The organism is Rhodopirellula islandica (genome assembly GCF_001027925.1).
Taxonomy (GTDB): Bacteria; Planctomycetota; Planctomycetia; order Pirellulales; family Pirellulaceae; genus Rhodopirellula; species Rhodopirellula islandica.
Genome location: NZ_LECT01000041.1, coordinates 77941 through 103347 on the forward strand (window position 1 = coordinate 77941; position 25407 = coordinate 103347).

Annotated in this window: 20 protein-coding genes, 1 other RNA gene and 1 pseudogene; 16 read left to right on the forward strand and 6 right to left on the reverse strand. The window is 58.7% G+C overall.

Features of this window, described 5'->3' with window-relative positions; translation table 11 throughout:
• The first annotated feature begins 25 nt into the window (after positions 1 to 25).
• The 7 genes and pseudogenes from rnpB (at position 26) to RISK_RS33665 (ending at position 3342) form a co-directional block, all read left to right on the forward strand.
• Positions 26 to 430, forward strand: an RNA gene (rnpB, locus tag RISK_RS28370) — RNase P RNA component class A.
• Positions 431 to 557: 127 nt separating this feature from the next.
• The gene (locus tag RISK_RS19730; RefSeq protein ID WP_047816040.1) at positions 558 to 1598 is read left to right on the forward strand and encodes a ThiF family adenylyltransferase; all 1041 of its coding nucleotides are present in this window, start codon (positions 558 to 560) and stop codon (positions 1596 to 1598) included.
• 284 nt (positions 1599 to 1882) lie between these two features.
• Positions 1883 to 2140, forward strand: a pseudogene (locus tag RISK_RS33655) (hypothetical protein); the annotation flags it as partial.
• On the forward strand, positions 2028 to 2486 hold the full coding sequence (locus RISK_RS32825; RefSeq protein ID WP_236696488.1) for a DUF1589 domain-containing protein: 459 nt from the start codon (positions 2028 to 2030) through the stop codon (positions 2484 to 2486). The pseudogene RISK_RS33655 and the gene RISK_RS32825, both read left to right, overlap by 113 nt.
• Positions 2374 to 2832: a DUF1589 domain-containing protein gene (locus tag RISK_RS33150; protein WP_390173952.1), complete on the forward strand. Its 459-nt coding sequence runs from the start codon at positions 2374 to 2376 to the stop codon at positions 2830 to 2832. Before RISK_RS32825 ends, RISK_RS33150 begins: the two co-directional genes overlap by 113 nt.
• Positions 2745 to 3005 (forward strand): hypothetical protein, encoded by a 261-nt coding sequence (locus RISK_RS33660; RefSeq protein ID WP_390173953.1) that lies wholly within the window; start codon positions 2745 to 2747, stop codon positions 3003 to 3005. Before RISK_RS33150 ends, RISK_RS33660 begins: the two co-directional genes overlap by 88 nt.
• A gap of 85 nt (positions 3006 to 3090) precedes the next feature.
• Positions 3091 to 3342 carry a hypothetical protein gene (locus RISK_RS33665; RefSeq protein ID WP_390173954.1) on the forward strand — a complete coding sequence of 84 codons (252 nt, stop codon included), beginning with the start codon at positions 3091 to 3093 and terminating at the stop codon, positions 3340 to 3342.
• Positions 3343 to 3354: 12 nt separating this feature from the next.
• On the opposite strand, the gene RISK_RS19735 is transcribed toward RISK_RS33665, so the two are convergent.
• From RISK_RS19735 to RISK_RS19745, 3 genes are all read right to left on the reverse strand, one after another.
• Positions 3355 to 3708, reverse strand: coding sequence for a nucleotide pyrophosphohydrolase (locus RISK_RS19735; RefSeq protein ID WP_047816041.1), 354 nt, complete (start codon positions 3706 to 3708; stop codon positions 3355 to 3357).
• Positions 3709 to 3811: 103 nt separating this feature from the next.
• Complete coding sequence (gene mtaB, locus RISK_RS19740) at positions 3812 to 5122, reverse strand: tRNA (N(6)-L-threonylcarbamoyladenosine(37)-C(2))-methylthiotransferase MtaB (protein WP_047816042.1); 1311 nt, start codon at positions 5120 to 5122, stop codon at positions 3812 to 3814.
• 32 nt (positions 5123 to 5154) lie between these two features.
• Positions 5155 to 5505 carry an ATP-dependent Clp protease adaptor ClpS gene (locus RISK_RS19745; RefSeq protein WP_047816043.1) on the reverse strand — a complete coding sequence of 117 codons (351 nt, stop codon included), beginning with the start codon at positions 5503 to 5505 and terminating at the stop codon, positions 5155 to 5157.
• 183 nt (positions 5506 to 5688) lie between these two features.
• On the opposite strand from RISK_RS19745, the gene RISK_RS19750 reads away from it, so the two are divergent.
• On the forward strand, positions 5689 to 7107 hold the full coding sequence (locus RISK_RS19750; protein WP_047816044.1) for a dipeptidase: 1419 nt from the start codon (positions 5689 to 5691) through the stop codon (positions 7105 to 7107).
• Positions 7108 to 7174: 67 nt separating this feature from the next.
• On the opposite strand, the gene RISK_RS19755 is transcribed toward RISK_RS19750, so the two are convergent.
• Together RISK_RS19755 and thrS are read right to left on the reverse strand one after the other, a co-directional pair.
• Entirely contained in the window at positions 7175 to 7432 is a 258-nt protein-coding gene (locus RISK_RS19755) for a hypothetical protein (protein ID WP_047816045.1), read from the reverse strand.
• An 88-nt stretch (positions 7433 to 7520) separates the two neighbouring features.
• Entirely contained in the window at positions 7521 to 9758 is a 2238-nt protein-coding gene (thrS, locus tag RISK_RS19760) for a threonine--tRNA ligase (protein WP_047816046.1), read from the reverse strand.
• 354 nt (positions 9759 to 10112) lie between these two features.
• On the opposite strand from thrS, the gene RISK_RS19770 reads away from it, so the two are divergent.
• The 5 genes from RISK_RS19770 to RISK_RS19790 all read left to right on the forward strand — a co-directional run bounded on the left by RISK_RS19770 (position 10113) and on the right by RISK_RS19790 (position 20996).
• Positions 10113 to 12758 carry a PSD1 and planctomycete cytochrome C domain-containing protein gene (locus RISK_RS19770; protein ID WP_083435067.1) on the forward strand — a complete coding sequence of 882 codons (2646 nt, stop codon included), beginning with the start codon at positions 10113 to 10115 and terminating at the stop codon, positions 12756 to 12758.
• Between the two features lie 62 nt (positions 12759 to 12820).
• On the forward strand, positions 12821 to 14320 hold the full coding sequence (locus tag RISK_RS19775) for a DUF1501 domain-containing protein (protein ID WP_047816071.1): 1500 nt from the start codon (positions 12821 to 12823) through the stop codon (positions 14318 to 14320).
• A 308-nt stretch (positions 14321 to 14628) separates the two neighbouring features.
• Complete coding sequence (locus RISK_RS19780; protein ID WP_047816048.1) at positions 14629 to 15681, forward strand: exonuclease domain-containing protein; 1053 nt, start codon at positions 14629 to 14631, stop codon at positions 15679 to 15681.
• A gap of 236 nt (positions 15682 to 15917) precedes the next feature.
• Complete coding sequence (carB, locus tag RISK_RS19785) at positions 15918 to 19169, forward strand: carbamoyl-phosphate synthase large subunit (protein ID WP_047816049.1); 3252 nt, start codon at positions 15918 to 15920, stop codon at positions 19167 to 19169.
• 162 nt (positions 19170 to 19331) lie between these two features.
• Positions 19332 to 20996 carry an SHD1 domain-containing protein gene (locus RISK_RS19790; protein WP_236696486.1) on the forward strand — a complete coding sequence of 555 codons (1665 nt, stop codon included), beginning with the start codon at positions 19332 to 19334 and terminating at the stop codon, positions 20994 to 20996.
• Positions 20997 to 21124: 128 nt separating this feature from the next.
• Here the strand turns inward: RISK_RS19790 and RISK_RS19795 are convergent, their stop codons facing one another.
• A complete protein-coding gene (locus tag RISK_RS19795; RefSeq protein ID WP_236696487.1) occupies positions 21125 to 21526 on the reverse strand; it encodes a four helix bundle protein in 402 nt (133 codons plus the stop codon).
• A 221-nt stretch (positions 21527 to 21747) separates the two neighbouring features.
• Here RISK_RS19795 and RISK_RS19800 point away from each other — a divergent pair, with 221 nt between their 5' ends.
• From RISK_RS19800 to RISK_RS31005, 3 genes are all read left to right on the forward strand, one after another.
• On the forward strand, positions 21748 to 23199 hold the full coding sequence (locus RISK_RS19800; RefSeq protein ID WP_047816052.1) for a sigma-54-dependent transcriptional regulator: 1452 nt from the start codon (positions 21748 to 21750) through the stop codon (positions 23197 to 23199).
• Between the two features lie 73 nt (positions 23200 to 23272).
• The gene (locus tag RISK_RS19805; RefSeq protein WP_047816053.1) at positions 23273 to 24778 is read left to right on the forward strand and encodes a leucyl aminopeptidase; all 1506 of its coding nucleotides are present in this window, start codon (positions 23273 to 23275) and stop codon (positions 24776 to 24778) included.
• Positions 24779 to 24895: 117 nt separating this feature from the next.
• Positions 24896 to 25407, forward strand: a 512-nt coding sequence (locus RISK_RS31005; protein WP_236696489.1) for a DUF1589 domain-containing protein, incomplete at its 3' end; no start/stop codon positions are given.

Consider the following 25407-nt stretch of genomic DNA (forward strand, 5'->3'; position numbering starts at 1 on the left):
GCATGCTATCCTGGTCGTTGCAAGACGAGTGGGCGGGGTGATCGCTGGCACGGTTCGCGGTTCCCGCGTTTCCGGCTGGAGGAAAGTCCGGGCTCCAAAGGGCAGGATGGTCGATAACGTCGACCGGCCGTGAGGCCAGGGAAAGTGCAGCAGAGAGCAGACCGCCGAACGGTGACATCGCTTGCGGTGTCATGCGTGGTGAGGGTGAAACGGTGCGGTAAGAGCGCACCAGCGATCAGGGTGACTTGATCGGCTTGGTAAACCCCATCCGGAGCTAGACCAAACAGGGTGCATCATCGAGGCGGCCCGCCTCGTTATCGACACCCGGGTAGGTCGCAGTGGAGGCGACGAGCAATCGTCGTGCACAGATAAATGGTCACCGTCGATGTTCGCATCGGCACAGAACCCGGCTTACAAGCCCACTCGTTTTGCATTCTTTGTGCTTGAAAGCCATTCTGGAAAGGGGCCTGCTCCCTTTGGAAGCGGCTCATTTCAGACGGTTCTTCACAGGCTCACGGGAGAGGGCCAGCCCCTTTTCGGATAGGCACTTTGATTCCATGGCGATCTCCGACCCAAACGATCGATACGTCCGCCAAGCACAATTCGCCCCCATCGGCGAAACGGGTCAAGCCAAAATCGAATCCGCTCGCGTTGCGATCCTTGGCTGCGGTGCCCTTGGCTCCGTCGCTGCGGAGTTGCTGGTTCGCGCCGGTGTCGGTCACATTCGTCTGATCGATCGTGACTTGATCGAATGGAGCAACCTGCAACGTCAAAGCCTCTACGTGGAGACCGACGCCGAGCAAGCCCTCGCCAAAGCCGAGGCCGCCGCCAGTCATCTTCGCGAAATCAATTCCCGCGTCGTGATCGAAGAAGTCGTCGCGGACATCCACCCGGCGAATATCGCGGAACACCTTCGCGACGTCGACTTGGTCCTCGATGCCGCCGACAACTTCACGCTGCGGCTGCTGCTGAACGATTGGTCGCTCTCGACCGGCACACCTTGGGTTCACGGCGGCTGCGTTGGTGCCAATGGACAAGTCCGGTTCTTTGCGGGGGTGTCACCCTGCTTCCGCTGCCTCGTCCCCGAGGTTCCCGACCCCAGCGAAGTGGCCACCTGCGATACCGCGGGAGTGATCGGCCCAGCCACGCACCTGATCGCCAGCTTGCAATCGTCCGAAGCACTGAAGTATCTCTCGGGCAACGCGTCGGCGATCAACCCGCGTGTTCTCTCGATTGATCTGTGGCGCAACCAAATTCGAGAGGTCGCGATCGACGATCAGCTGTCCAGCCAATGCCCGGCTTGCTCGGGTGGGCAACGGGAATTTCTCGCTGCAGCCGAAGCGGGCGTTTCGCAAGCCGAAACGTTGTGCGGCCGCAACGCGGTTCAGATTCCCGGCGGAAGTCGCCGCATTGACTTGGCCAAAATTGCCGAGCGTTGGAACAGCGTTGCCCCGGTCCAAGCGACGCGATTTTTCACGCGTCTGCAATTGCCTGACGACCAAACCCTGACGCTCTTTCGCGACGGCCGAGCCGTGATCAGCGGCGTCCGTGACATCCCTCATGCCCGATCGATTTACGATCGCTACGTCGGTTCGTAAGCCAAGCCGACAAACCAACCGTAGCCGGATTCGCCAGAATTCGGTTGACGCCCGTAGGCCATGTCCCACATGGCGTCCACGCCGACGCTTTGGAACAAAGCGAGGCGTCAACGAACTGCCGTCGCGAGACCAACGCTCACCGGCCAAGAACCATCGCCAGGTAAAACCTGGCCTACAGCAGCCAAGTCAATTCGTAGCCGGATTCGCCAGAATTCGGTTGACGCCGTAGGCCATGTCCCACATGGCTCCCACGCCGATGCTTTGGAACAAAGCGAGGCGTCAACGAACTGCCGTCGCGAGACCAACGTGCACCGGCAAAGATCCATCGCCAGGTGGAACCTGGCCGACAGCAGCCACGTCAATTCGTAGCCGGATTCGCCAGAATTCGGTTGGCGCCCGTAGGCCATGTCCCACATGGCGCCCACGCCGATGCTTTGGAACAAAGCGAGGCGTCAACGAACTGCCGTCGCGAGACCAACGTGCACCGGCAAAGAACCATCGCCAGGTGGAACCTGGCCTCCAGCAGCCACGTCAATTCGTAGCCGGATTCGCCAGAATTCGGTTGGCGCCCGTAGGCCATGTCCCACATGGCGCCCACGCCGACGCTTTGGAACAAAGCGAGGCGTCAACGAACTGCTTTCGCGAGACCAACGTGCACCGGCCAAGAACCATCGCCAGGTGGAACCTGGCCTACTGCAGCCACGTCAATTCGTAGCCGGATTCGCCAGAATTCGGTTGGCGCTCGTAGGCCATGTCCCACATGGCACCCACGCCGATGCTTTGGAACAAAGCGAGGCGTCAACGAACTGCCGTCGCGAGACCAACGTGCACCGGCCAAGAACCATCGCCAGGTGGAACCTGGCCTACTGCAGCCACTTCAATTCGTAGCCGGATTCGCCAGAATTCGGTTCACGCCCGTAGGCCATGTCTCACATGGCGCCCACGCCGATGCTTTGGAACAAAGCGAGGCGTCAACGAACTACCGTCGCGAGACCAACATGCACCGGCCAAGAACCATCGCCAGGTGGAACCTGGCCGACAGCAGCCACGTCAATTCGTAGCCGGATTCGCTAGAATTCGGTTGGCGTCCGTAGGCCATGTCCCACATGGCTCCCACGCCGACGCTTTGGAACAAAGCGAGGCGTCATCAAACTGCCGTCGCGAGACCAACGCTCACCGGCCAAGAACCATCGCCAGGTGGAACCTGGCCTACAGCAGCCACATCAATTCGTAGCCGGATTCGCCAGAATTCGGTTGGCGCTCGTAGGCCATGTCTCACATGGCTCCCACGCCGATGCTTTGGAACAAAGCGAGGCGTCAACGAACTGCCGTCGCGAGACCAACGTGCACCGGCAAAGATCCATCGCCAGGTGGAACCTGGCCTACAGCAGCCACGTCAATTCGTAGCCGGATTCGCTAGAATTCGGTTGGCGCCCGTAGGCCATGTCCCACATGGCTCCCACGCCGACGCTTTGGAACAAAGCGAGGCGTCATCAAAATGCCGTCGCGAGACCAACGCTCACCGGCCAAGAACCATCGCCAGGTGGAACCTGGCCTACAGCAGCCACGTCGATTCGTAGCCGGATTCGCCAGAATTCGGTTGGCGTCCGTAGGCCATGTCCCACATGGCTCCCACGCCGACGCTTTGGAACAAAGCGAGGCGGCAACAAACTGCCGTCGCGAGACCAACGCTCACCGGCCAAGAACCATCGCCAGGTGGAACCTGGCCTACCGAGTCCGGTGACGAGAAACTGGCCTACGCGTCTTCCGGGACCGGGTACTTGACCGCGTTGCGGATCATTTTGGCCCGCAGCGTGGTCGACAAATCGATGTCCAACTTGTTCGCGATCGCGAGCAAATACGCCAGGCAATCCGCAACCTCTTCACCGACCTCGTGAAGCTTCTGTTCGTCGTCCTTCACGCGGGCGGATTCCTCCGGCGTCAACCACTGAAAATGCTCCATCAGCTCAGCGGTTTCAATCGCCAGCGACATCACCAGGTTCTTCGGCTGGTGGAATTCATGCCAGTTTCGTTCATCGACGAACTGATGCACGATCGCTTTCAATTCATCAACGGTGGCAACGTCGTCTTTGCGAGGCGGTGAATTCACGCGAGTGCTGCGTCTCAAATAGGAATGGGGGTTCTGGCCGAAGCGGAAGTCGTCAAGACTTTCGGCAACACAGGATGCAAACCGAAACTCTTGACGAGTTTCGCTACCCGAAGACTTCGCTGCGACGCAGCGCGAGTTGCAATCGATCGGCTTGGATGCCAACGACTCGAGCCGTGACGAGATCATGTTCGCGAAGCGTGTCCCCGTCAGCGACCTGCGTTGGACGATCAATCGATCCAAGAGCGTAGCGACACGTCGTGCCTTGCAATCGTCCGTCGGGGGTCACTTCCTCGACCAACAGCTCCAAATCAGAACCGACCAATGACTGGTAGTACTCGTCTCGCAGCTCGGCCTCGACTTCCCCCAACCGGTCGACTCGCTCGGAGATCAAGCCTTTGTCGAGTTGGTCCTCTCGTTCGGCAGCGGGAGTGCCGCGACGAGCCGAAAACGGGAACGCATGAATCTTTGAGAAGCCGGCTTGGCGACACGTCTGCAATGTTTGTTCGAATTCCTCTTCGGTTTCACCTGGGAATCCCGCGATGATGTCCGTCGTGATCGCGGGTCGGTCCAACGATTCGCGGAGCAGACGGCAACGATCAAGAAACATTTTGGTGCCCCAACGACGTCGCATGCGACGCAGGACGGAATCGCTTCCCGATTGCAAACACAGGTGCAGGTGCGGCACAACCTTGTCGGGGAACTCGGCCATCACGCCAATCAGTTCCCGAGTGACCTCGGTTGCCTCGATGCTGCTCATTCGAATTCGGAATTGGCCGGGGATCTGGCACAGGTCTTTGACCAAGTGCGCCAGCCGCACCCATTCTTCACGAGGCTTGTTGCGGTTCCAGTCGACGCCGTAGTGCCCCAGGTGAATGCCGGTCAGGATGACTTCGCGGTGTCCCGCGTCGATCAAACGAGTGACCTCGTCAACAATCTCTTGGCTGGGTCGCGAGTGCAGTTTGGGACGCACCATCGGAATGATGCAGTAACTGCAGCGAAGCAGGCATCCGTCTTGGACTTTGACATAGGCCCGTTTGCGGCCAGCGAATCCAGACAACCCGGTGGGCACATCGATGACGCCGAAGCGGCCCATCAAATCGCCGAGCTCCCGCTTGTCGGTCAGGACTTCGACGACGCCCGGCAGAGCACTGACTTCCTCGGGTGCCCGGGTGGCGTAGCACCCCATCACGACGATTCGAGCGTCCGGGTTTTCGCGATGCAACCGCCGGACAACTTGCCGACTTTTCGCGTCGCCGGTTTCCGTGACCGTGCAAGTGTTGACGATGCACAGATCGGCCGATTCACCATCACTGGCGTCTTCGTACCCGATCGTTTGCAAGCCCTGTCGCACCAGTTCGGTTTCGTACTGGTTGACCTTGCAGCCCAGTGTGCGGGTTCGAATTTTCGCCGTCATCAGAAAAGAATGCCTGTCAGCCTCGGGCTCGTTCAGCCACGAGCAGGTTCAATGGTGGCAGTCATGCTGCCTTTGCAACGGTCCAACTGTTCGTCTTTGCCAAACGCGTGGATTTGATCGCGTTTCAGTTCCGCCAGTTCCAACGTGGTGGTCATACAAATCGCACGGCCACTTTTGTCAACCTCTTTTGCGACTTGATAGCCTTTTTCGATGGGCATGCGGAACAAACGCTTCATCATCGAGATCACATAGTCATAGCTGTGGTCGGTGTCGTCCCACAGAATGACGTGATAGGGCGGTTGCCGTTTTGGCTTGCGGTCGCTGCATTGTTCTTCTTCCGTGACCACATCGGGCTCGGCAACGGCGGCGGAATGATCGGACATGCTTCCAACAGCTCCTCTTGAAATCTGGTGCAATCAGCGGCGTGTTACCCTGCCGCTTGGTGGTCCTGTTTTGGTTTGCGAAGTGCTATTGTAAGGACGTCCAGATAGACCTGTTAGTCCTCAATTACGGATTTTTCCGTATTCGAGGGCACGCCGCTTGATTCTCTTTCGCAATGCAAATCGATGTCCCAACCCGAACAATCTGCCACCCCTGGCTCTCCCTCCGCCTCCCCCTTGCCCACGGAGGTTCAGTCGCGACTGGACGACGGAAAGCAGCGTCACGAAGCCGAGTTGATTGAGTGGCTGAAGATCCCCAGCATCAGCAGCGACTCGTCTCGCCGCGACGACGTGCATCGTGCCGCCGATTGGCTGCTTGACAAAATGAACGCGGCCGGCCTGCAAACCGAATCCATCTCCACCAACGGGTTCCCACTGCTGGTCGCCTCCACCCCACCCGTTCCCGGAGCCCCCGTGGCCCTGGTCTACGGGCACTACGACGTTCAGCCACCGGAACCGCTGGAACTGTGGACCAGCCCACCATTCGAACCCGTCGTCCGCGATGGCAAAGTCTTCGCTCGCGGTGCAACGGACGACAAAGGGCAAGTCCTGACGCACATCCAAAGCGTTTGCGACTGGGTCGCCACTGGCCAACCGCTTCCGCTGCAAATCAAATTTCTGATTGAAGGGGAAGAAGAAGTCGGCAGCCAGAACCTGGACGATTGGTTGCCCCAACTCGCCGAAAAATTGGCCTGCGACGTCGTTGTGGTCAGCGACAGCAGCCAGTACGGACCGGGTCGCCCCGCCGTCACGTGCGGCCTGCGAGGGATCGCGACGTACGAATTGTTCGTCGATGGACCGAGTCACGACCTGCACAGCGGCAGCTTCGGCGGCGCGGTCGCCAACCCCGCCATGGCCCTGTGTCAGTTGCTGGCCAGCATGAAGAACGCGGATGGAAAGATCGCGATCGATGGAATGTATGACGATGTCGCACCGATTCCCGAGATCGAACGCGAGGCTTGGAAGAAGCTCGGTGCCGACGATGCGGAATTCGCCAGCAGCGTCGGTGCATCCGAACTGCACGGCGAAGCAGGCTACACCACCGATGAACGACGCTGGGCTCGTCCTTCGCTCGACATCAACGGCTTGACCTCCGGACACCAAGGCGAAGGCGTGAAGACGGTTCTGCCAGCCAAGGCTTCCGCGAAGTTCAGCTTCCGATTGGTGCCCAACCAAGACCCGAAACGACTGACTGGGCTGATCGAATCCCACCTCGAGCGTCATTGCCCGCCGGGCATTCGTTGGACACTGAAACCAGATCACGGTGCCGGTGCCATGCTCGCGGACGCAAACAGCCGCTACGCCAAGGCAGCCAGCGTCGCGATCGAGAATGCCTTCGGAACACCCCCCGTGATGATTCGCGAAGGCGGCTCGATTCCGATCCTGGCTCGGTTCCAAGAAGTTCTAAAGTGCGATTGCTTGCTTCTCGGTTGGGGCCAAAACGACGATGCCGCGCACAGCCCCAATGAAAAGTTCTCACTCGAGGATTTCCACCGCGGCATCCAAGCCTCGGCCTCGCTCTGGCAAGCCATCGCCTCGGCGTAAAGCGGGAAGATGTCACCGCTCCGCGGTTCCGTCCCCGGCCGACCGGTCGCGATCAGACCAGTCACGATCAGATCCAACGCAACCAGTCGCGGAGCGACGGCATCCGATAGCCTTGGGTTTCAACCCAAGGTCTCGTGACGCCACCCGCGCCACCCAAGTCGCGGAGCGACGACAGCCGGAAACACCTCGCAATCACCTGTCGCCACTCCGCGGCTGGCCGATGTTTGTCGTCGCCGCCCAAGACCTCGGGTTGAAACCCGAGGCTGGCAAATGTCACCGCTCCGCGGTTCAGTCCCCCGCACAACCAGTCGCGGAGCGACGGCATCCGAAAGCCTTGGGTCTCAACCCAAGGTCTTGTGATGCCACCCGCGCCACCCAAGTCGCGGAGCCCGCCTGCGGCGGCAAACCCGCGATCAATAATCCGTCGCGGCGCCGCCGGATTCGGCGATCGACACCGTGCTGCCTTTGACGGCCTGACGAACCTGACGCGTCTCGACTTCTTTTTGCAGACGCGCGATCGCTTCCTTGATTGGCATCGATCCCAGGTCGCCTTCGATTCGGTCACGCAACGCAACCTGTCCCGACTCGGCTTCCTTCGGCCCCACGACGGCCATGTAGTTGACCAAGTCGATTTGGGCGTTGCGGATCTTGGCTTGGACCTTGCCATCGGACGCATCGACGGTGACCTTGAACCCGGCTTCGTCGAATTGCTTGGCCACCGCGGTCGCGTATTCGACCGATTTGTCCGACAACGGCAACACACGAATTTGCTCGGGTGACAACCACATTGGGAACGCACCGGCAAAGTGCTCGATCAACATCCCGGTGAATCGTTCCAGCGAACCAAATGGGGCCCGGTGGATCATCACGGGACGGTGAGTCGCGTTGTCGTTGCCTTTGTATTCCAGCTTGAAGCGATCGGGCAGGTTGTAATCCAACTGCACGGTTCCCAACTGCCACGAACGACCGATGCAGTCACGCACCATGAAGTCTGCCTTGGGGCCATAAAACGCCGCTTCACCGGGCTCTTCATTGAACGACAAACCGGAATGCTCCAGCACGCCTCGCAGAGCACCTTCGGCATGATCCCAGTTTTCTTCGCTGCCAACGTACTTGCTGCTGTCCGGATCCCGGAGTGACAACTGCACGCGGTAATCATCCAGCCCAACGGACTCAAGAACGAACTTGGTCAGCTCAATCGTCGCACGGAATTCCTCTTCGACTTGATCGGCGGTGCAGAAGATGTGCGCGTCGTCTTGCGTCAAACCACGCACTCGCATCATCCCGTTCAGTTCGCCAGTTTGCTCGTGGCGATAAACGGTTCCGAACTCGAACAACCGCAACGGCAACTGACGGTACGACCGCGGCTGGGCAGCAAAGATCTGACAGTGGTGCGGGCAGTTCATCGGTTTGAGCAAGTACCGCTCATGATTGAGTTGCCAACGATGCAGCACGTCCTTTTTCGCGTCGTTGGATGCCGACGGTTTGTACTCCGGCAACTTGACGCCGAACACTTCCGCGGCGGCAACCAACTTGTCTTCGTCATCCTTGGACAAATCATCTTTGTCCAGACGAGTGCTCCAGGCATCCAGCAACCCACCGACTTCGCTGCCGAACAACGGAGCAAACTGGCTGTCGCGGTAGTAAGGGAAGTGACCGCTGGTTTCGTACATTTCCACGCGACCGATGTGCGGGCTGTAGACCGGGTCGTAACCGCGTGAAAGCAATTCGCGACGCAAGAAGTCTTCCAGCGTGACACGAACGCGAGCTCCCTTGGGCAACCACAGGCACAGACCTTGGCCGACTTCGGGGTTGATCGCGAACAAGCCGTGTTGTTTGCCGAGCACGCGATGGTCGCGACGCTTGGCTTCCTCGAGCTGTTCGAGGTAGCTGTTCAGTTCTTTCTTGTCAAAGAACGCGGTGCCGTAGACTCGTTGCAACTGACGTCCCGAGGCATCGCCTTTCCAATACGCCCCAGCAACGCTCAGCAGCTTGATCGCTTTGATCATGCCCGCGTGAGGGATGTGAGGTCCGCGGCACAGGTCGACGAACTCGCCTTGGCGATAGAAGCTGACCGTGGCTTGGTCGCCCAAACCGGTTTCGATGTGTTCGACCTTCAAGTCTTGATCGAGGTCATCGCAAAGCTTGCGAGCTTCGTCGCGATCGAGCACAAAGCGTTCGAACGGTTCTTTGGCTTTGATGATCTTTTTGATTTCCGCTTCGATCTTTGGAAAATCATCCTCGCTGATTTTCTCCGGCATATCGAAGTCGTAATAGAAACCACCCGAAGTGGTCGGACCGAACGCCAGCGAAACGCCTTTGTAGATTCGCATGATCGCGCGAGCCATCACGTGGGCCGCCGAGTGACGCAGGACATCCAGCGCCGATTCATCACGCGTGGTCAGCAAACGAAGCGGAACCACATTCTCCTCGTCGGCCATTTCGCCGAGAGGACGGAATGAATCGACGATCGTGCCGTCCACTTCGGCCGCCACGACACTGCGGGCAAGGCCTTCGCTGATCTCTTTCGCGACGTCCATCGCGGTGGCGTCGGCGGGTTGGGTCTTCAGCGAACCGTCCGGCAAACGGACTTGAACTTCAGCGGCCTGGGAGGAGGGGGAGACGGAAGGCGAGGGGGAATCAGAGGACATCAGACAATTTTCTTTCTGAACAAGGATGGGTCGCGAGATACGAAGTCGCGAATCGACCGTCAAGAATAGCGGGTCAGGGGGGGACAGCAGAAGTTCAGTTCGAGTTCGCCCTGAGTTTCACGGTTCTTTCGTCCGACGTCAGCCATCGCCCGTGCCCCCATTTCCCGAGCAAAACCCTGGCCGAACCCAGGCGGCCCGTCCCCTCTGCAGGCTGCGAACCAGCCTCCCTGAAACACGGCAATCCTCGCCACTTCGCACGGCCAGAGCACCTGATTCAGTTGCGACATGGCGGCCCGTGGACCAAAATGCAATTCCTGCCCTCCCAATTCGCTCCTCGCCACCCCCGCCTTGCGAATGCCTGCGTCCTCGCTCTCCGTGGTTTTCCCGACTGCCAATCCGATCGCACTGACGCTCGGGGCGGCAATCGTTCTGGCCTGCTGCACGACGGCCCAAGCAGAACAAACGGTCGCCCATGAGGTTTCCTTCCAAGAAGACGTGCGTCCGATCCTTTCGAACCACTGCTTCGCTTGCCACGGCCCCGACGAGAACCACAACGCCGCAGGATTCCGCTTGGATGTCGAGGGCGAAGCCGACCTGGATGAGGTGCTGGTGCGGATCGATTCGGAGGATCCCGATTCGATCATGCCACCGCCGGACATGCACAAACCGCTGAAGCCCGAGCAAGTCGCGATTCTGAAACAATGGATCGAACAGGGTGCTCCCTACGAAACACATTGGTCGTTCGTCGCTCCGACCCCACCTGCGCTGCCCGAGTTGGTGGACGCCGACTGGACCTCCCCCATCGATCGCTTTGTGCGTTCCAAGATGGAATCGAAAGGACTCTCACCTCGACCGACAGCGGATCGTCGAACTCTGATCCGCCGACTTTCGCTGGACCTCACCGGGTTGCCACCGACCGCCGAAGAGATCGACGCGTTCCTGAACGACGACTCCGAAACCGCCTACCCGGACCTCGTTGACCGCCTGATTGCGAAACCCGCGTTCGGCGAACACATGGCCCGCTACTGGCTGGACCTCGTCCGATTCGCGGACACCAACGGGATGCACCACGACCACTACCGCGAGATGACGCCGTATCGCGATTGGGTGATCCGTTCGTTCAATGAGAACTTGCCCTTTGACCAATTCATTGTGGATCAACTTGCCGGCGATCTGCATCCCGATCCCAGCGTCAATCAACTGATTGCCTCGGGCTTCAACCGATTGCACTTGATCATCGATCGCGGGACAGCCTTGCCCGAAGAAAGCTTCATGAAAAATGTCGTCGACCGGGTTTCGGCGGTGGGCACGGCTTTCATGGGGCTGACCCTGCAATGCGCCGTTTGCCACGACCACAAGTACGACCCGATCTCACAGAAAGACTTTTACTCGCTGTACGCATTCTTCAACAACTTTGATGGCGGCCCTGAAACGGGTGGACGTCGCGGCACCGATTTCCAGCGCGGGCTGCAACCGCCGTTCATCGAACTCCCATCGGACGAACAAGCACAAACGTTGGCTCGTTTGAACGACGAGATCGCCCGTTTGCAAACCGAAGCCAAAGACTTGCAACCCAAGCCCAAACCGGAACCTCCCAAGAAAGAAGAACCCGCTGCCGAGAAGGTCGAGAAAGAAACGAACGGCAAAGAGAAAGAGACCGAACCGTCTCCGAGCGTTGCGAACCCGGATGCAACCAATTCCCACCCTCCCTCTGGGACGGTCGAGCCAAGCCAGGAGAAGGCTGAGGAGGAAAGCCCCACGCCAGCCGAACCGGAAATGTCACCGGAAGAACGCAAGCAAAAACTGCAACAGGTTCAAGCCGCGATCGCGAAACGGAACCAAGAACGTGATGGCATCTTGGTCAATGTGCCCGCAACCTTGGTGATGAAAGAACGAGCGGAAATCCGTCCGGCTCACATCCTGATCCGTGGTGCTTACGATGCCCCCGGCGAAGTGGTCAGCCGCGACACGCCTTCGTTCTTGCCACCGATGCCAACGACCGATGACCCAAACGCCACCAAAACGCGGATGGACCTGGCACGCTGGATGGTCGATCCTACCAACCCGTTGACCGCACGCGTCGCGGTCAATCGTTTTTGGCAACAATTGTTCGGCGTGGGGTTGGTCAAAACCTCCGAGGACTTCGGCGCTCAAGGGCAGCTGCCGTCGCACCCCAAGTTGCTCGATCACCTGGCCATCGACTTCATCGAATCTGGGTGGAACGTGCAAGCGTTGATGCGTTCGATGGTCAACACGCAGGCGTACCAGCAAACGTCGATCGCACCGTCGGACGACTACAAGTCCGACCCGCAGAACCGGTGGCTGGCTCGTGGGTCACGTTATCGACTAGATGCCGAAGTCATTCGCGACCAAGTGCTTTCCGTCTGTGGACTCCTCAGCCCCACGATGTACGGCAAGAGCGTCAAACCACCGCAACCGGAAGGCCTGTGGAAGATCGTTGCGATGCCAACTTCGTATCCCAACAGCTACGTCCCCGATTCGGGCGAAAAAACAGTTCGCCGAAGCGTCTACACGTTTTGGAAGCGAGGTTTGCCACCGCCACAAATGACCATTTTCGATGCCCCCAACCGTGACAGTTGCATCGCCAGGCGAGAACGCACCAACACGCCGCTGCAAGCGTTGATGATGATGAACGAGCCTCAGTTTTTCAGCGCGTCGACGACATTTGCCAAACGCTTGCTCGATGATGAATCGCTGAATGCCGACGAGGGCGGCAATCAAAAACGCTTGGCCGCTGCCTACGAGACGATCACGTCGCGTCCGCCAACCGACGCGGCTCTCGAGTCGTTGTCACAATCGCTCGACACCTTTCAAGCGTTGTATGAATCACAGCCGGCCGAAGCCACCTCGCTCGTGCAACGATGCACGGACCCAGCCGTCCAGTCCGTGACTTCCGTGCCCGACCAAATCCGCTTGGCCGCATGGACGATGGTGGTCCATTCCATCTTGAATCTGGATTGTGTTCGAACCAGGGAATGACCTCCCGCTTCGCCCCGCAAGCCAAATCGCCGAATTCGACCTGCCTCTTCAATGACCTCGCCATGAACGTCTCTCAAAACCACGCTCTTCCAACCCTCGCCAACCTGTCCGGTCGGCGACAGTTCCTGCAGCACGCCGGGATGGGACTGGGAGCGGCAGCGTTGGGTTCGATCGTCGCGCGGGCACAAGCCAACGAAGCCGTCTCGGCGGAGAAGCCCGTGGCAGCGGATTTGAAAGCGGGCGAAATGGCGGGACTGCACTTTCCCGCCAAAGCCAAACGGGTGATCTTCCTGTTCATGGCGGGGGCTCCCAGCCAAATGGATTTGTTTGATTACAAACCCGAGCTCGCCAAGCAGTTCAAACAGCCGCTGCCGCCCAGCGTCAGCAACGGGCAACGCGTCACCGCGATGACTCGCGGCCAGGAACAAATCATCGCGCCATCGATGTTTGAATTTTCGCGACATGGAGAAAACGGCGTCCACCTCAGCGAACTGTTGCCGCACCTTGGAACCGTGATCGATGACATTTGCCTGATTCGTTCCACGCACACCGACGCGATCAATCACGACCCTGGCAAGACGCTGTTCTGCACCGGATCCGAGATCCCCGGCAAAGCGAGCCTGGGATCCTGGCTGAGCTATGGCCTCGGCCGGATGAACGAAAACCTGCCCGACTTCATCGTCCTCAATTCGGCGTTTTGGAGCGGTGACAAAGCCAACATCCAAGCACTCTACAGTCGCCTGTGGGGATCGGGTTATCTGCCTTCCAAACATCAAGGCGTCTCGTTCCAACCCTCCGGTGATCCCGTCTTGTTTCTCTCCAATCCCCAAGGAGTGAACCGCGAAAGCCGGCAGAAGATGCTGGACCTGGTCACGGATCTGAATCGCCAACACATGCAGCAAAGCGGTGACCCTGAAATCCTGACCACCATTGCGCAGCAAGAGATGGCATTTCGGATGCAAGCGTCTGTGCCCGAACTGACTGATCTGAGCCAAGAAACCGAAGACACCTTGGCGATGTACGGCCCCGAAGTTCACAAGAGCGGCTCGTTCGCACGCAACTGTTTGATGGCACGCCGCATGGTCGAACGCGACGTGCGGTTCGTGCAACTGTTTCACCGCGGTTGGGATCACCACTCGCACCTGCCCAAGAAAATTCGTGGCCAGGCGTACGACGTGGATCAACCCTGTGCCGCACTGATTCGCGACTTGCGGCAGCGGGGGATGCTCGATGACACCCTGGTCGTGTTCGCGGGCGAGTTTGGACGCACGACTTACTGCCAAGGCAAACTGACGCACAAAGATTACGGACGCGATCACCATCCACGTTGCTTCACGACTTGGATGGCGGGTGGGGGTGTCAAAGGCGGCATCGCCCACGGGGTCACCGATGACTTCAGCTACAACGTGGTCGAGAACCCGGTTCATGTGCGCGATTTCAACGCCACCATCCTGCATCAACTGGGAATCAACCACGAACGACTGACGTTCCCATTCTTGGGACTGGATCAACGTTTGACGGGTGTGGAAGAAGCCCATGTCATCCACGACATATTGGCCTGATGCCAAATCGCGAATCGCACCCCCTCGACGATTCACCGTTGTTTGAAATCGGTCGAAGACGGTGTTGCCCAAACCAAGTCGAGACGCGTCCTTCATTCACGACGGCCCCGTCCGGGGCGAGGTTGCATGCATGGCTCCGGCGGAGTTCTCGTGGATCGCCCGGTTCGGAAGCCTCGAGAACACTGACGCATTGAGAGATCGAGCATGGTCAATTTGTTCCGCCGGCACTAGGATTTTGAAGCACACGCCAGGCTGGATTGCGGAGCAATCCAGGACACTCCCAATGCGAGCGGACTTAGAACTGCGTCATGGATTTCACCGCAATCGATTTTGAAACGGCGACGCGTCGCTCCGACAGTGCTTGCCAATTGGCGGCGGTCCGTGTTCGCGGCGGTGAGATCGTTGACTCGGTAAGTTGGCTCATTCGGCCGCGACCGTTTGTGTTTTCACCAGCCAACATTCAGATTCACGGCATCACCCCCGGCATGGTGCGTGACGAGTCCGAATTTGGCGAGCTTTGGCCGGACATCCAATCCACGCTGGGCGATGATTGCTTGATCGCTCACAACGCCAGTTTTGATCTCGGCGTGTTGATGGCGTGCTTGGAATCGCATGATCATCCCGTTCCGGAAATGCAATACAGTTGCACGCGAGCGATCGCTCGGCGGACTTGGCCCCAGCAACCTCGGTTTGGTTTGAAACCGCTGTCGGATTGGTTGGGCATTCGGTTCCGTCACCACGATGCCCTCGAGGATTCAGTCGCCTGCGCCAAAATCGCTTTGGCGGCAGCAGAAGACTCGGGCGTGACCAGCCTCGAAGAATTGGAATCCAAGCTCTCCCTTTCGCGAGGAACGGCCGGCGAATGGGGCAAGAAAGGCCCGACGACGCGACGTGCTTCCAGCAGACGAAAATCGTCCGCGCGACGCCCGTCCACGCCAGCCTCCGCCGTCGCGATCGCTGGGTCAACGGTCGCCACCGCAACCATCCCATCCCCCTCGCTCTCATCCGCCCCGACGCGAACCTGCGGGATCAGTGACAGCGGCGTGGATCTGCAGCGGTTGATGATCCGGGCGGATTTCATTCGTCCGTTGGAAGGTCGAAAAGTCGTCTTCACCGGCCTGCTGACCAAACTGCAGCGAGAAGAGGCCGAATTGCTGACTTCGCGTTGCGGCGGAAAGTGCCAATCCAGCGTTTCTCGAAAAACGGACTTGGTCGTCGTTGGTGAACTGGATTCGCGAACGATCCAGGCCGGGCGCACGATGAGCACCAAGGAAGCCACCGCTCGGCAATTGGCCGCCGAGGGAACTGCTCTGAAAATCATGACGGAGCAGGAGTTCTTGGAAATGATCATCGCAATGTGAACATTCGTCCTAAGGATGAATTCCCCACCAATTCAGGCTCGCATCGTGAATCGGGCCGCGACTTCGCGACGAATCGATTTTGATCGGATCCCGGTCCTCTGCGCCGAGGACAAACCGTGTTATCCTTCCCGAAATTTTCACGGCAGGCGTCGTTGAATCAGGGCCCCCGCAGCCGGTGGCTCTCAACCGAATCGCCCGCCATTCGAGCCCCTCCGCCCTCTTTTGGGATCGTTTCCGTGCCGCGTCGCGACGACATCAAGAAGATTCTGCTCATTGGTAGTGGCCCGATTGTGATCGGCCAAGCTTGCGAATTCGATTACTCCGGAACGCAAGCCTGCAAAGCATTGCGTGAAGAGGGTTATGAGGTCGTGCTGGTCAACAGCAACCCAGCGACGATCATGACCGATCCGGCAACCGCTGACGCAACGTACATCGAACCGCTGACTTGGCAGATGGTCGAAAAGGTCATCGCCAAAGAACGCCCGGATGCCTTGCTGCCGACCCTCGGCGGCCAAACCGGCCTCAACGTCGCGATGGACCTGGACGCCAACGGTGTGTTGGAAAAATACGGCGTTGAAATGATCGCCGCCAACGCCAAGGTCATCGCCAAAGCGGAAGAACGCGAGCAGTTCAAACAGGCGATGGACAAAATCGGTCTGGACGTCTGCAACGGCTTCACCGTCCGAACGCTTGCCGACGCTCGCAAAGCCCTCGCAGAAGTGGGCTTGCCCGCCGTCGTCCGACCATCGTTCACAATGGGCGGCAGTGGCTCAGCGATTGCCTACAACAAAGACGACTTCGACTCGTTGGTGCAAAACGGGCTGGACCAATCGCCCGTGACGGAAGTCTTGATCGAAGAATCGATCATCGGCTGGAAAGAGTACGAGATGGAAGTCATGCGTGACCGCGACGACAACGTCGTGATCATCTGCGCCATCGAAAACTTTGACCCCATGGGTGTTCACACCGGTGACTCGATCACCGTCGCCCCCGCTCAAACGCTGAGCGACAAAGAATACCAACGGATGCGCGACGCCTCGATGGCAGTCATCCGGGAGATCGGTGTCGAAACGGGCGGCAGCAACATTCAGTTCGCCATCGAGCCTGACACCGGCCGAATGATCGTGATTGAAATGAACCCGCGGGTCAGCCGCAGCTCGGCTCTGGCCAGCAAAGCGACGGGGTTCCCAATTGCGAAAATCGCGGCGAAGTTGGCCGTGGGGTACCGGTTGTGGGAATTGCCCAACGACATCACCCAGAAAACCAAAGCCTGTTTCGAACCGACGATCGACTACGTCGTCACCAAGATGCCGCGATTCGCGTTCGAGAAGTTCCCCGAAGCCGACGCGACGCTGACCACGCAAATGAAATCGGTCGGCGAAACCATGTCGATCGGCCGCACATTCCAGGAATCCTTCCAGAAAGCTCTGCGAGGACTGGAAGTCGGTGCGTTTGGATTCGGCAGCGATCCCAAGGATCTCTGGGGAACCGAAGACCAACCCAGCCGCGACGAAATCCGATCGAAGCTGTCGATTCCTGGTTCAGAACGCGTTTTCTACATCCGCTACGCGTTCAAAGACGGGATGACCGCGGCTGAGATTCACTCGCTGACCAACATCGACCCGTGGTTTCTGGATCACCTGCAACAACTGATCGAAACCGAAGACAACCTGCGCTCGATTGGCAAGCTGGACGCAATCGATGCGGACACCATGCGAGACGCCAAACGTCGAGGGTTCTCGGATCGTCAAATCGCGACAATCACGTCGAAGACGGAATCACAAGTGCGTGCCAAACGCCTGGAGTTGGACATTCGTCCGGTCTACAAGAGTGTCGATACCTGTGCGGCTGAATTCGAAGCCTTCACACCGTATTACTACAGCACCTACGAATCCGAAACCGAAGTGCCAGCCAAGGGCGACAAAAAACGGGTCGTGATTTTGGGTGGTGGCCCCAACCGAATTGGCCAGGGCATCGAGTTTGATTACTGCTGCTGCCACGCGTCGTTTGCCCTGCAAGAGATGGGCATCGAATCGATCATGGTCAACAGCAACCCAGAAACCGTCAGCACGGACTACGACACCTCGGACATCCTGTTCTTCGAGCCGTTGACGATCGAAGACGTGCTGAACATCTGCGATGCGATGCAGCCCGACGGTGTGATCGTTCAGTTTGGCGGTCAAACCCCACTCAACTTGGCGCGTGGATTGGAACAAGCCGGGGTGCCGATCATCGGCACCAGCGTCGACACGATCGACGCGGCCGAGGACCGCGAATTGTTCAGCAGCCTGATCGACGAACTCGGTCTGCGGCAACCGCCATCGGGCATCGCTCGCAACATGGACGAAGCACGCGTGGAAGCCAAACGAATTGGCTATCCCGCCCTCGTCCGTCCCAGCTTTGTGCTCGGCGGCCGCGCGATGGAAATCTGCTACGACAATGCCCAATTCGCTCGCTACGTTGCCGAAGCTTTCATCGTCGCCGATGGACAACCGGTGCTGATCGACCGATTCCTCGAAGACGCCACCGAAGTCGACGTCGACGCCATCAGCGACGGCAACGACTGTGTGATCATGGGGATCATGGAACACATCGAAGAAGCCGGTGTTCACTCCGGCGACTCGGCGTGCTGCATCCCACCGTTCAGTTTGACCCAACCGGTGCTGGCCGAAATTCGCGATGCAACTCGCAAACTGGCCGCTCGGCTGAACGTGATCGGCCTGATGAACATCCAGTTTGCCGTCAAGCTCGAAGGCTCCCAGCCAACACTTTACATTCTTGAAGTGAACCCGCGAGCCAGCCGCACCGTGCCGTTCGTCGCCAAAGCGACGGGTGTTCCCGTGGCGAACATCGCGACCAAAGTCATGGCCGGCCAAACGCTGAAAGAACTCGGCGTCACCGAGGAGCCGATCCCACGCCACGTCTCGATCAAAGAGAGCGTGTTGCCGTTCCGGAAATTTGCCGGCGTCGACATTGTGCTCGGCCCCGAAATGCGGAGCACGGGCGAAGTCATGGGCGTCAGCGAACTGTTCTCAATCGCATTTGCGAAGAGCCAACTGGCTGCGGGAACCGTGCTGCCGGAATCTGGCAAGATCTTCTTGTCGCTGTCCGCCAACCACAAAGAATCCGCCGAATCGCTCGGCAAGTCGCTGATCGACTTGGGTTTCGAATTGCTGGCCACCGAGGGCACCGCCGTCCGGTTGGAAGAATCTGGCGTTGCGGTGACCCGCGTCAAAAAGCTGTCCGAGGGTCACCCGAACCTGATCGACTACCTCAAGAACGACGACGTTCAGCTGATCCTGAACACACCGTCGGGCAAGGGTGCTCGAACTGACGAGGGCAAGATCCGAGCTGCCGGGGTTCAACACGGGGTGCCATGCATCACGACGCTGGCCGCCGCCGAAGCGGCCGTCCGAGCCATGGTGGCGATGCGAGACACGCCGATGGAAGTTGAGTCACTCCAACGTCGATACGCTCAGAACATCTGAAGCGAAATGGAAACGTTTGAGGAAACAGTCGCCCACCGGCGGCTGTTTCCGTTCCCAGACGATGCTTTGCGCCATTAAGATGGGGGCCTCATCCCCCATTGTTCAGGCGACAAAGACATGGTTCATCGGAAAAATCTTTTCAGAGGCATCCTGCTTGCAGCGATGTTCCTGACTGCCCCCACGTTTGCTGCTGATCCAGTTCACTTCAGCAGCCAAGCAGGGGCGACGGTCACCTACAAGATCAACATTCAGATCGGCATCGGCAAAGACGCGGGCAAGTATCCCGGCACGTTGACCTATCAAGTCAAATCAGCCACGCCTGAGCTGATTCAGTTGACCGCGACCGGCGACCTGCAGGGCAAAGCATCCCGCCCCTCGTCTTTCTTTCGCAGCAGCAACGACTCACCGTTGCCGACCCTCGAGTCGGCATCTTGTCGCGGAGCCTTGCTTGGAATCACGCCGCTGGGCAAAGTCGAAGTGGTCCAGCGTGACGACATGCTTGGGCTGGTGCTTGGCACCATCGGCCAACTTGCGATTGCTCCCCTCCCGCCTGCGGCCGCGGCTCCCGTCAATCCACGCGCCGCGCAAAAGGGTGCGGATGTCGCGGTGACTTGGGATGTCTCCGACACGACCACGATCGCTCGCGTTAGCAGCCCCTTCGGGATGACACCCTCATTCGCCAGCCGAGCGGGAATCGACAATAAAAAGCTTTCCATCGCGACTGAGAAGTGGAAGTATGTCGCTCATCCAGCGGTCCGGAACCGGATGAAGATCGACCACCAATACGAGTTGTCAGCGCCGGATTCGGATCCCCCACTCAAGATGCAAGGCGAGGGCATCGCGTTCTTCAACTTGGAAGATGGCTTCTATGAGCAACTGCAAATCAATCGCGTGTTGTTCCAGGTCGACGACGGCGTGGAAGTGAAGGTGCCGGTTTCCATCACGGTCGTTCGCGAAACGGAGCAAGAACGAGCCGCCAAAATTGCCGCGGCAAAGGAAGCGGCCCTCAAACGCACGCGTCCATTCACCGACATCGAACGCCGACAATGGCTACAAGCGTTGGCGCCAGGCTCGTCGGCTGCGGCAGCCCATCGTGCGATGTCAGATCTCAATTCTCGGAATCAACGCCAAGATCCCGAACTCGCCCAAGCACTCCTGAAACGCGCCGAGATCTCTGACAAAAACATGCAGCCGTTCTACTACTCAGCGGCGGGTCGTTTCGACGAATCGATCAAGCAAATGGCGGAGGACCGTCGCGATTACAGCCGTGGGATTGGGACGGTGAAGCGGACCGGCGCCCCAGTCACGACCGCCAGTCGTTTGGTTGTCGGCCAGATTCTGGCGAAATCGCGAGAACGGTTCAGCGGCCACGAAGCGGTGGAAGTCAAAGAGATCCATGACCGCAACGAAGTTTCAGTGCAGCCCGTCGGTGGGCACGGCCGGGTGGAACGCGTCAACGTCTCGCTGCTGCGTTATCCCCCTGACACGGTTCCACAACCCGTCCATGTGCGGGCGGCACCACGGGCCCGGCGTGTCGCTCCCAAACCCCGGGTGGTGATGGAGGAACCGGAGGAGAACGACGAAGTGGAAGATGAATCCGAACCGGAAATGGATGCCATCCGAACCTGGACCGACAAAACGGGGAAATTCAAGATCGAGGCGTCGTTCCTGGCGGTGAAAGACGGCAAGCTTCGCCTGAAATCCGCCGATGACAAAACGATCGAAATCCCGCTGGCGGCCCTCTCGAAGAAGGACGTGGACCTCGCGGAACAATTCCAAGAGGAATCCGAAGCCCCCGCCAATCCGTTTCAAGTTGTGACGGAATAGCAATCAGCGTCAGGACGCCAGGCTGCCCCCTCACCTTGCGAGCTGCCTCGGTCAACCCAACCGCGGAGAAGGCAATTGAAAAAGTTAAATTGACAATTGTAAATTTCAAATTGTTGGTTGAAGGGCAGCTACTTCGGGTTTTGGAGATTTGCCTTTGCCGTCACAACAGATTTCCCAATGATGTTGCACAGTTGGATGCACTCATCGAGAAGCGGTTTGATGCGGTCATCGGAAAGCATCTCCGACCTTAGAATTAGCTTGACCCAAGTTCGCGATTCACGAAGTTCCTTCAACGCGATCCCCAGCTTGTGAACAAAGTCCTTCTTGCTTTCAGCGGCACACGCTTCGGCATAGTTTGGTGCGGGCGAAGTGCCACTTCGCACCAGCTGGCCAGCGATGTGCCGCCCCAGGCGGGTCTCCGGCAACGCTTCGACCAATTTCCCGACGCGTGTCGCGAAATCCAGTAGCCGATCTTCTAAATCTTCACCACGCTGATCCATTGGGTCGCTCGCCGGCTGGAGAACAAACAAATTTACAATTTCCAATTGTCAATTTAACTTTTTCAATGACCCAGATTGGCGGGTAGCGGTTCCTTCATTTTGCACCGCTTCCCCCGACAACTTCCGAGGGCGAAGAAAACGGGTTTTGGAGACATGGTTCCCAGGAAACTGGACTGGCTTAGAATCTAGGGCTCACGGCCACGAAATGGGGTCGTTTTTCGCCAGCCTTTCTCGTCATCCGTCTGATTTGAATGACTTCCGATCTCACTGCTGCCACTGATTCTCCCGCCGAGCCGCTTGATCGTTCCAAGTATCGGTTGTTGGTCGTCGACAACGAGGCTGCTCATGCGCGAGCGATGACGGAGAGCCTGGAAAAAGTGGGCTACGTTTGCGAGGTCGCGACCAGCGGCCCCGATGCCGCCGCTCTGATCCAGCGAGAAACGTTTGACATCATCATCACGGACATGGTGATGAACGACGTTGACGGAATGAAAATCCTCGCCTTGGCCAACGAACGGTTGCCCGAATGCGAAGTCGTGATGGTCACCGGCCATGCGACCGTGCCGATCGCTGTCGAAGCCATGCAGCTGGGCGCGTTCAACTTCCTCGAAAAACCGATCACGCCGAGCCGGTTGCGAGCCATCGTTGAAAAGGCCGCCGAGAACGTCGAACTGCGACGCCAAAACACCGAGTTGATGCAGCGACTCGATGAGCGATTTGGCTTTGAAGGCATCATCTACACCAGCAAGAAGATGCAGACGGTCATCGATCGTCTGCGTCGAATCGCGGCCACCGACGCAACCGTGCTGATCACCGGGGAATCCGGAACCGGCAAAGAGATGGTGGCGCAAGCGATCCACCAGAACAGCCCTCGGAAGAACAAACGGATCGTCGCGCTCAATACCCGGGCCGTTTCCGAAAACCTGGTCGAAAGCGAGCTGTTCGGTCACGTCAAAGGCTCGTTCACCGACGCGGTGTCCGACCGGGAAGGGGCGTTCGAATACGCCAACGGAGGCACTCTGTTTCTGGATGAAGTCGGCGACATGCCGATGAGCACCCAGATCAAACTGCTGCGAGTGCTGGAAGAAAGCCAGATCACTCGCGTCGGTGGCAACAAATCCATCAAGGTCAACGTTCGCCTGATCTCGGCCACCAACCGACCGCTCGAAGAGATGATCGATGCAGGAACGTTCCGCAACGACCTCTACTTCCGACTGAAAGTCGTGACGATCGAACTGCCGCCGCTGCGTGAACGCCGCGACGATGTGATCACGCTGATGGACCATTTCCGCAAGATGTTCCTGCGGCGGCACGGGAAGTCCTCTGCCCATTTCACCCCTGCGGTGACCAAGAAGTTCTTCGCCTATGACTGGCCCGGCAACATCCGTCAGCTCCGGAACTTTGTCGAAACCATGGTGGTACTGGACACCGATGGGTCGCTCGACGAAGACGACTTGCCACCTGAACTGATTGATGAGACTCCCCAGGAAGGCAGCGACGCGACAACCCCAGCCTTGATCGAAGGCTCCATGAGTTTCGTTGGAAAGCCGCTTGCCGAGATTGAACGCTGGGCGATCGAAGAAACGCTGAAGATGACCGGCAACAATCGCGAAGAGGCCGCCAAGATCCTTCAGATCGGCGCCCGGACCCTCTACCGCCGTCTCGACCAATACAAAAAAGATGAAGACGAAGCGAATTCCTAGACCAGCCTCTCGTCGCATCAACCAACTCTGACTGAAAACATTTCTCTCACTTCCAACTGACATCGGATCCAACATGCAACCTTTGCCTTTCCCTTCGTTGACGCTGACCGCCGAAGCAAAACTTGACCTCGCCAAAGCAGGTGTGTTGGTCCTCGGCGTCGAACCGGCCGGGGATTCGGAGGATTCATCCGACGGCAAAGCAACTGCGAAGTGCGTCGCGCTCTCCACGCTGCCTGAATCGCTCGCCAAGACCGTGCAAAACGCGTGTGACTCCGGTCAAGTGAATGGCAAACCGGGTGAGCTGACCAGCTTCGCCACCGGCGACCCTCAAACACCTTGGATCGTGCTCGCTGGATTGGGTGCGAGCGACAAACGCACTCGCGGATCCGCCATCGAACTGGGCGCTGCGGTGGTTCGTAGCTTGGTCAGCAAACCTCGCCCACAAATCACATTTGCCTTGGGCGAGGGTGTCGCCGCCGACAATCACGATGCGGTCGTCGCTGGTGCGGTCTCCGGTTGCGAAGGTCAGCACCTGTATCAACGCGAACCAGCCGTCTCGGTTCCCGACGCGATCGCGTTCGTTGGTTACTCAACCGAAGCCGTTTCGCGTGGCGAAAAACTCGGCCAATCGATCAATCACACCCGGCGTTTGGTCAACGAGCCACCATCGATCATGAACCCAACGGGGTTCGCTCAGTACGCTGAAAAGATCGCCAGCGACTGCGGACTGAAGTGCGAAATCTGGGACGAGAAAAAACTGGAAGCCGAAAACTGCCGCGCGATTTTGGCCGTCGGCCGAGCGTCAACCAGCCCACCGCGTTTGGTGATGCTGCGTCACGATGGCGGTGACGACGAAGCCCCCCTCGTGATCGTCGGCAAAGGCGTCACGTTTGACTCCGGCGGTCTGTCACTCAAACCCAGCGATGGCATGGTCGACATGAAGTGTGACATGGCTGGTGCAGCAACCGTTGTCGGCGTGATGAACGCTCTGGCGAAACTGAAGGTTCCCCGCAACGTCATCGGGCTTTGTGGGCTGGCCGAAAACATGGTCAGTGGCGACAGCTACAAACTCGGCGACGTGATCGAAACCCGCAGCGGAAAAACGATCGAGATCCTCAACACCGACGCAGAAGGCCGCGTGGTTTTGGCCGACACCTTGGACGTCGCGGTCCAACAAAATCCCCAAGCGATCGTCGACCTGGCCACGCTCACCGGAGCTTGCATGGTGGCACTGGGAATCGATGTCGCTGGATTGATGACCAACAACCAAGCCCTTTGCGACGCGGTTCAAAGCGCAGCGGAATCCGAGTGCGAACCCGTTTGGCAATTGCCGATGTTCTCGCTGTACGACGACAAAGTCAAAAGCAAGGTGGCCGACATCAAGAACGTCGGCGAAGGTCGCTGGGGCGGCGCCATCACCGCCGCGAAATTCCTGGAGAACTTTGTCGCCGACGTGCCTTGGGTTCACATCGACATCGCTGGCCCAGCCTTCGTCGACTCGCCCAAACCTCATCGTGACGCAGGTGCCACCGGCGTGATGGTACGAAGCCTGGTCCGCTGGATCGAAAACGCTTCGTAGGCAAAGGCCTCCGAGTCGTTCGGATGATCCCCGTCGCCGTGAAGCTTGCAACGTAGCCGGATTCGCCAAGAATTCGGTTCACGCCCGTAGGCCATGTCTCACATGGCGCCCACGCCGATGCTTTGGAACAAAGCGAGGCGTCAACGAACTGCCGTCGCGAGACCAACGTGCACCGGCCAAGAACCATCGCCAGGTAAAACCTGGCCGACAGTAGCCACGTCAATTCGTAGCCGGATTCGCCAGAATTCGGTTCACGCCCGTAGGCCATGTCCCACATGGCACCCACGCCGATGCTTTGGAACAAAGCGAGGCGTCATCAAAATGCCGTCGCGAGACCAACATGCACCGGCCAACAACCATCGCCAGGTGGAACCTGGCCGACAGCAGCCACGTCAATTCGTAGCCGAATTCGCCAAGAATTCGGTTCACGCTCGTAGGCCATGTCCCACATGGCACCCACGCCGACGCTTTGGAACAAAGCGAGGCGTCAACGAACTGCCGTCGAGAGACCAACGTGCACCGGCCAAGAACCATCGCCAGGTGGAACCTGGCCGACAGCAGCCACATCAATTCGTAGCCGGATTCGCCAAGAATTCGGTTCACGCTCGTAGGCCATGTCTCACATGGCG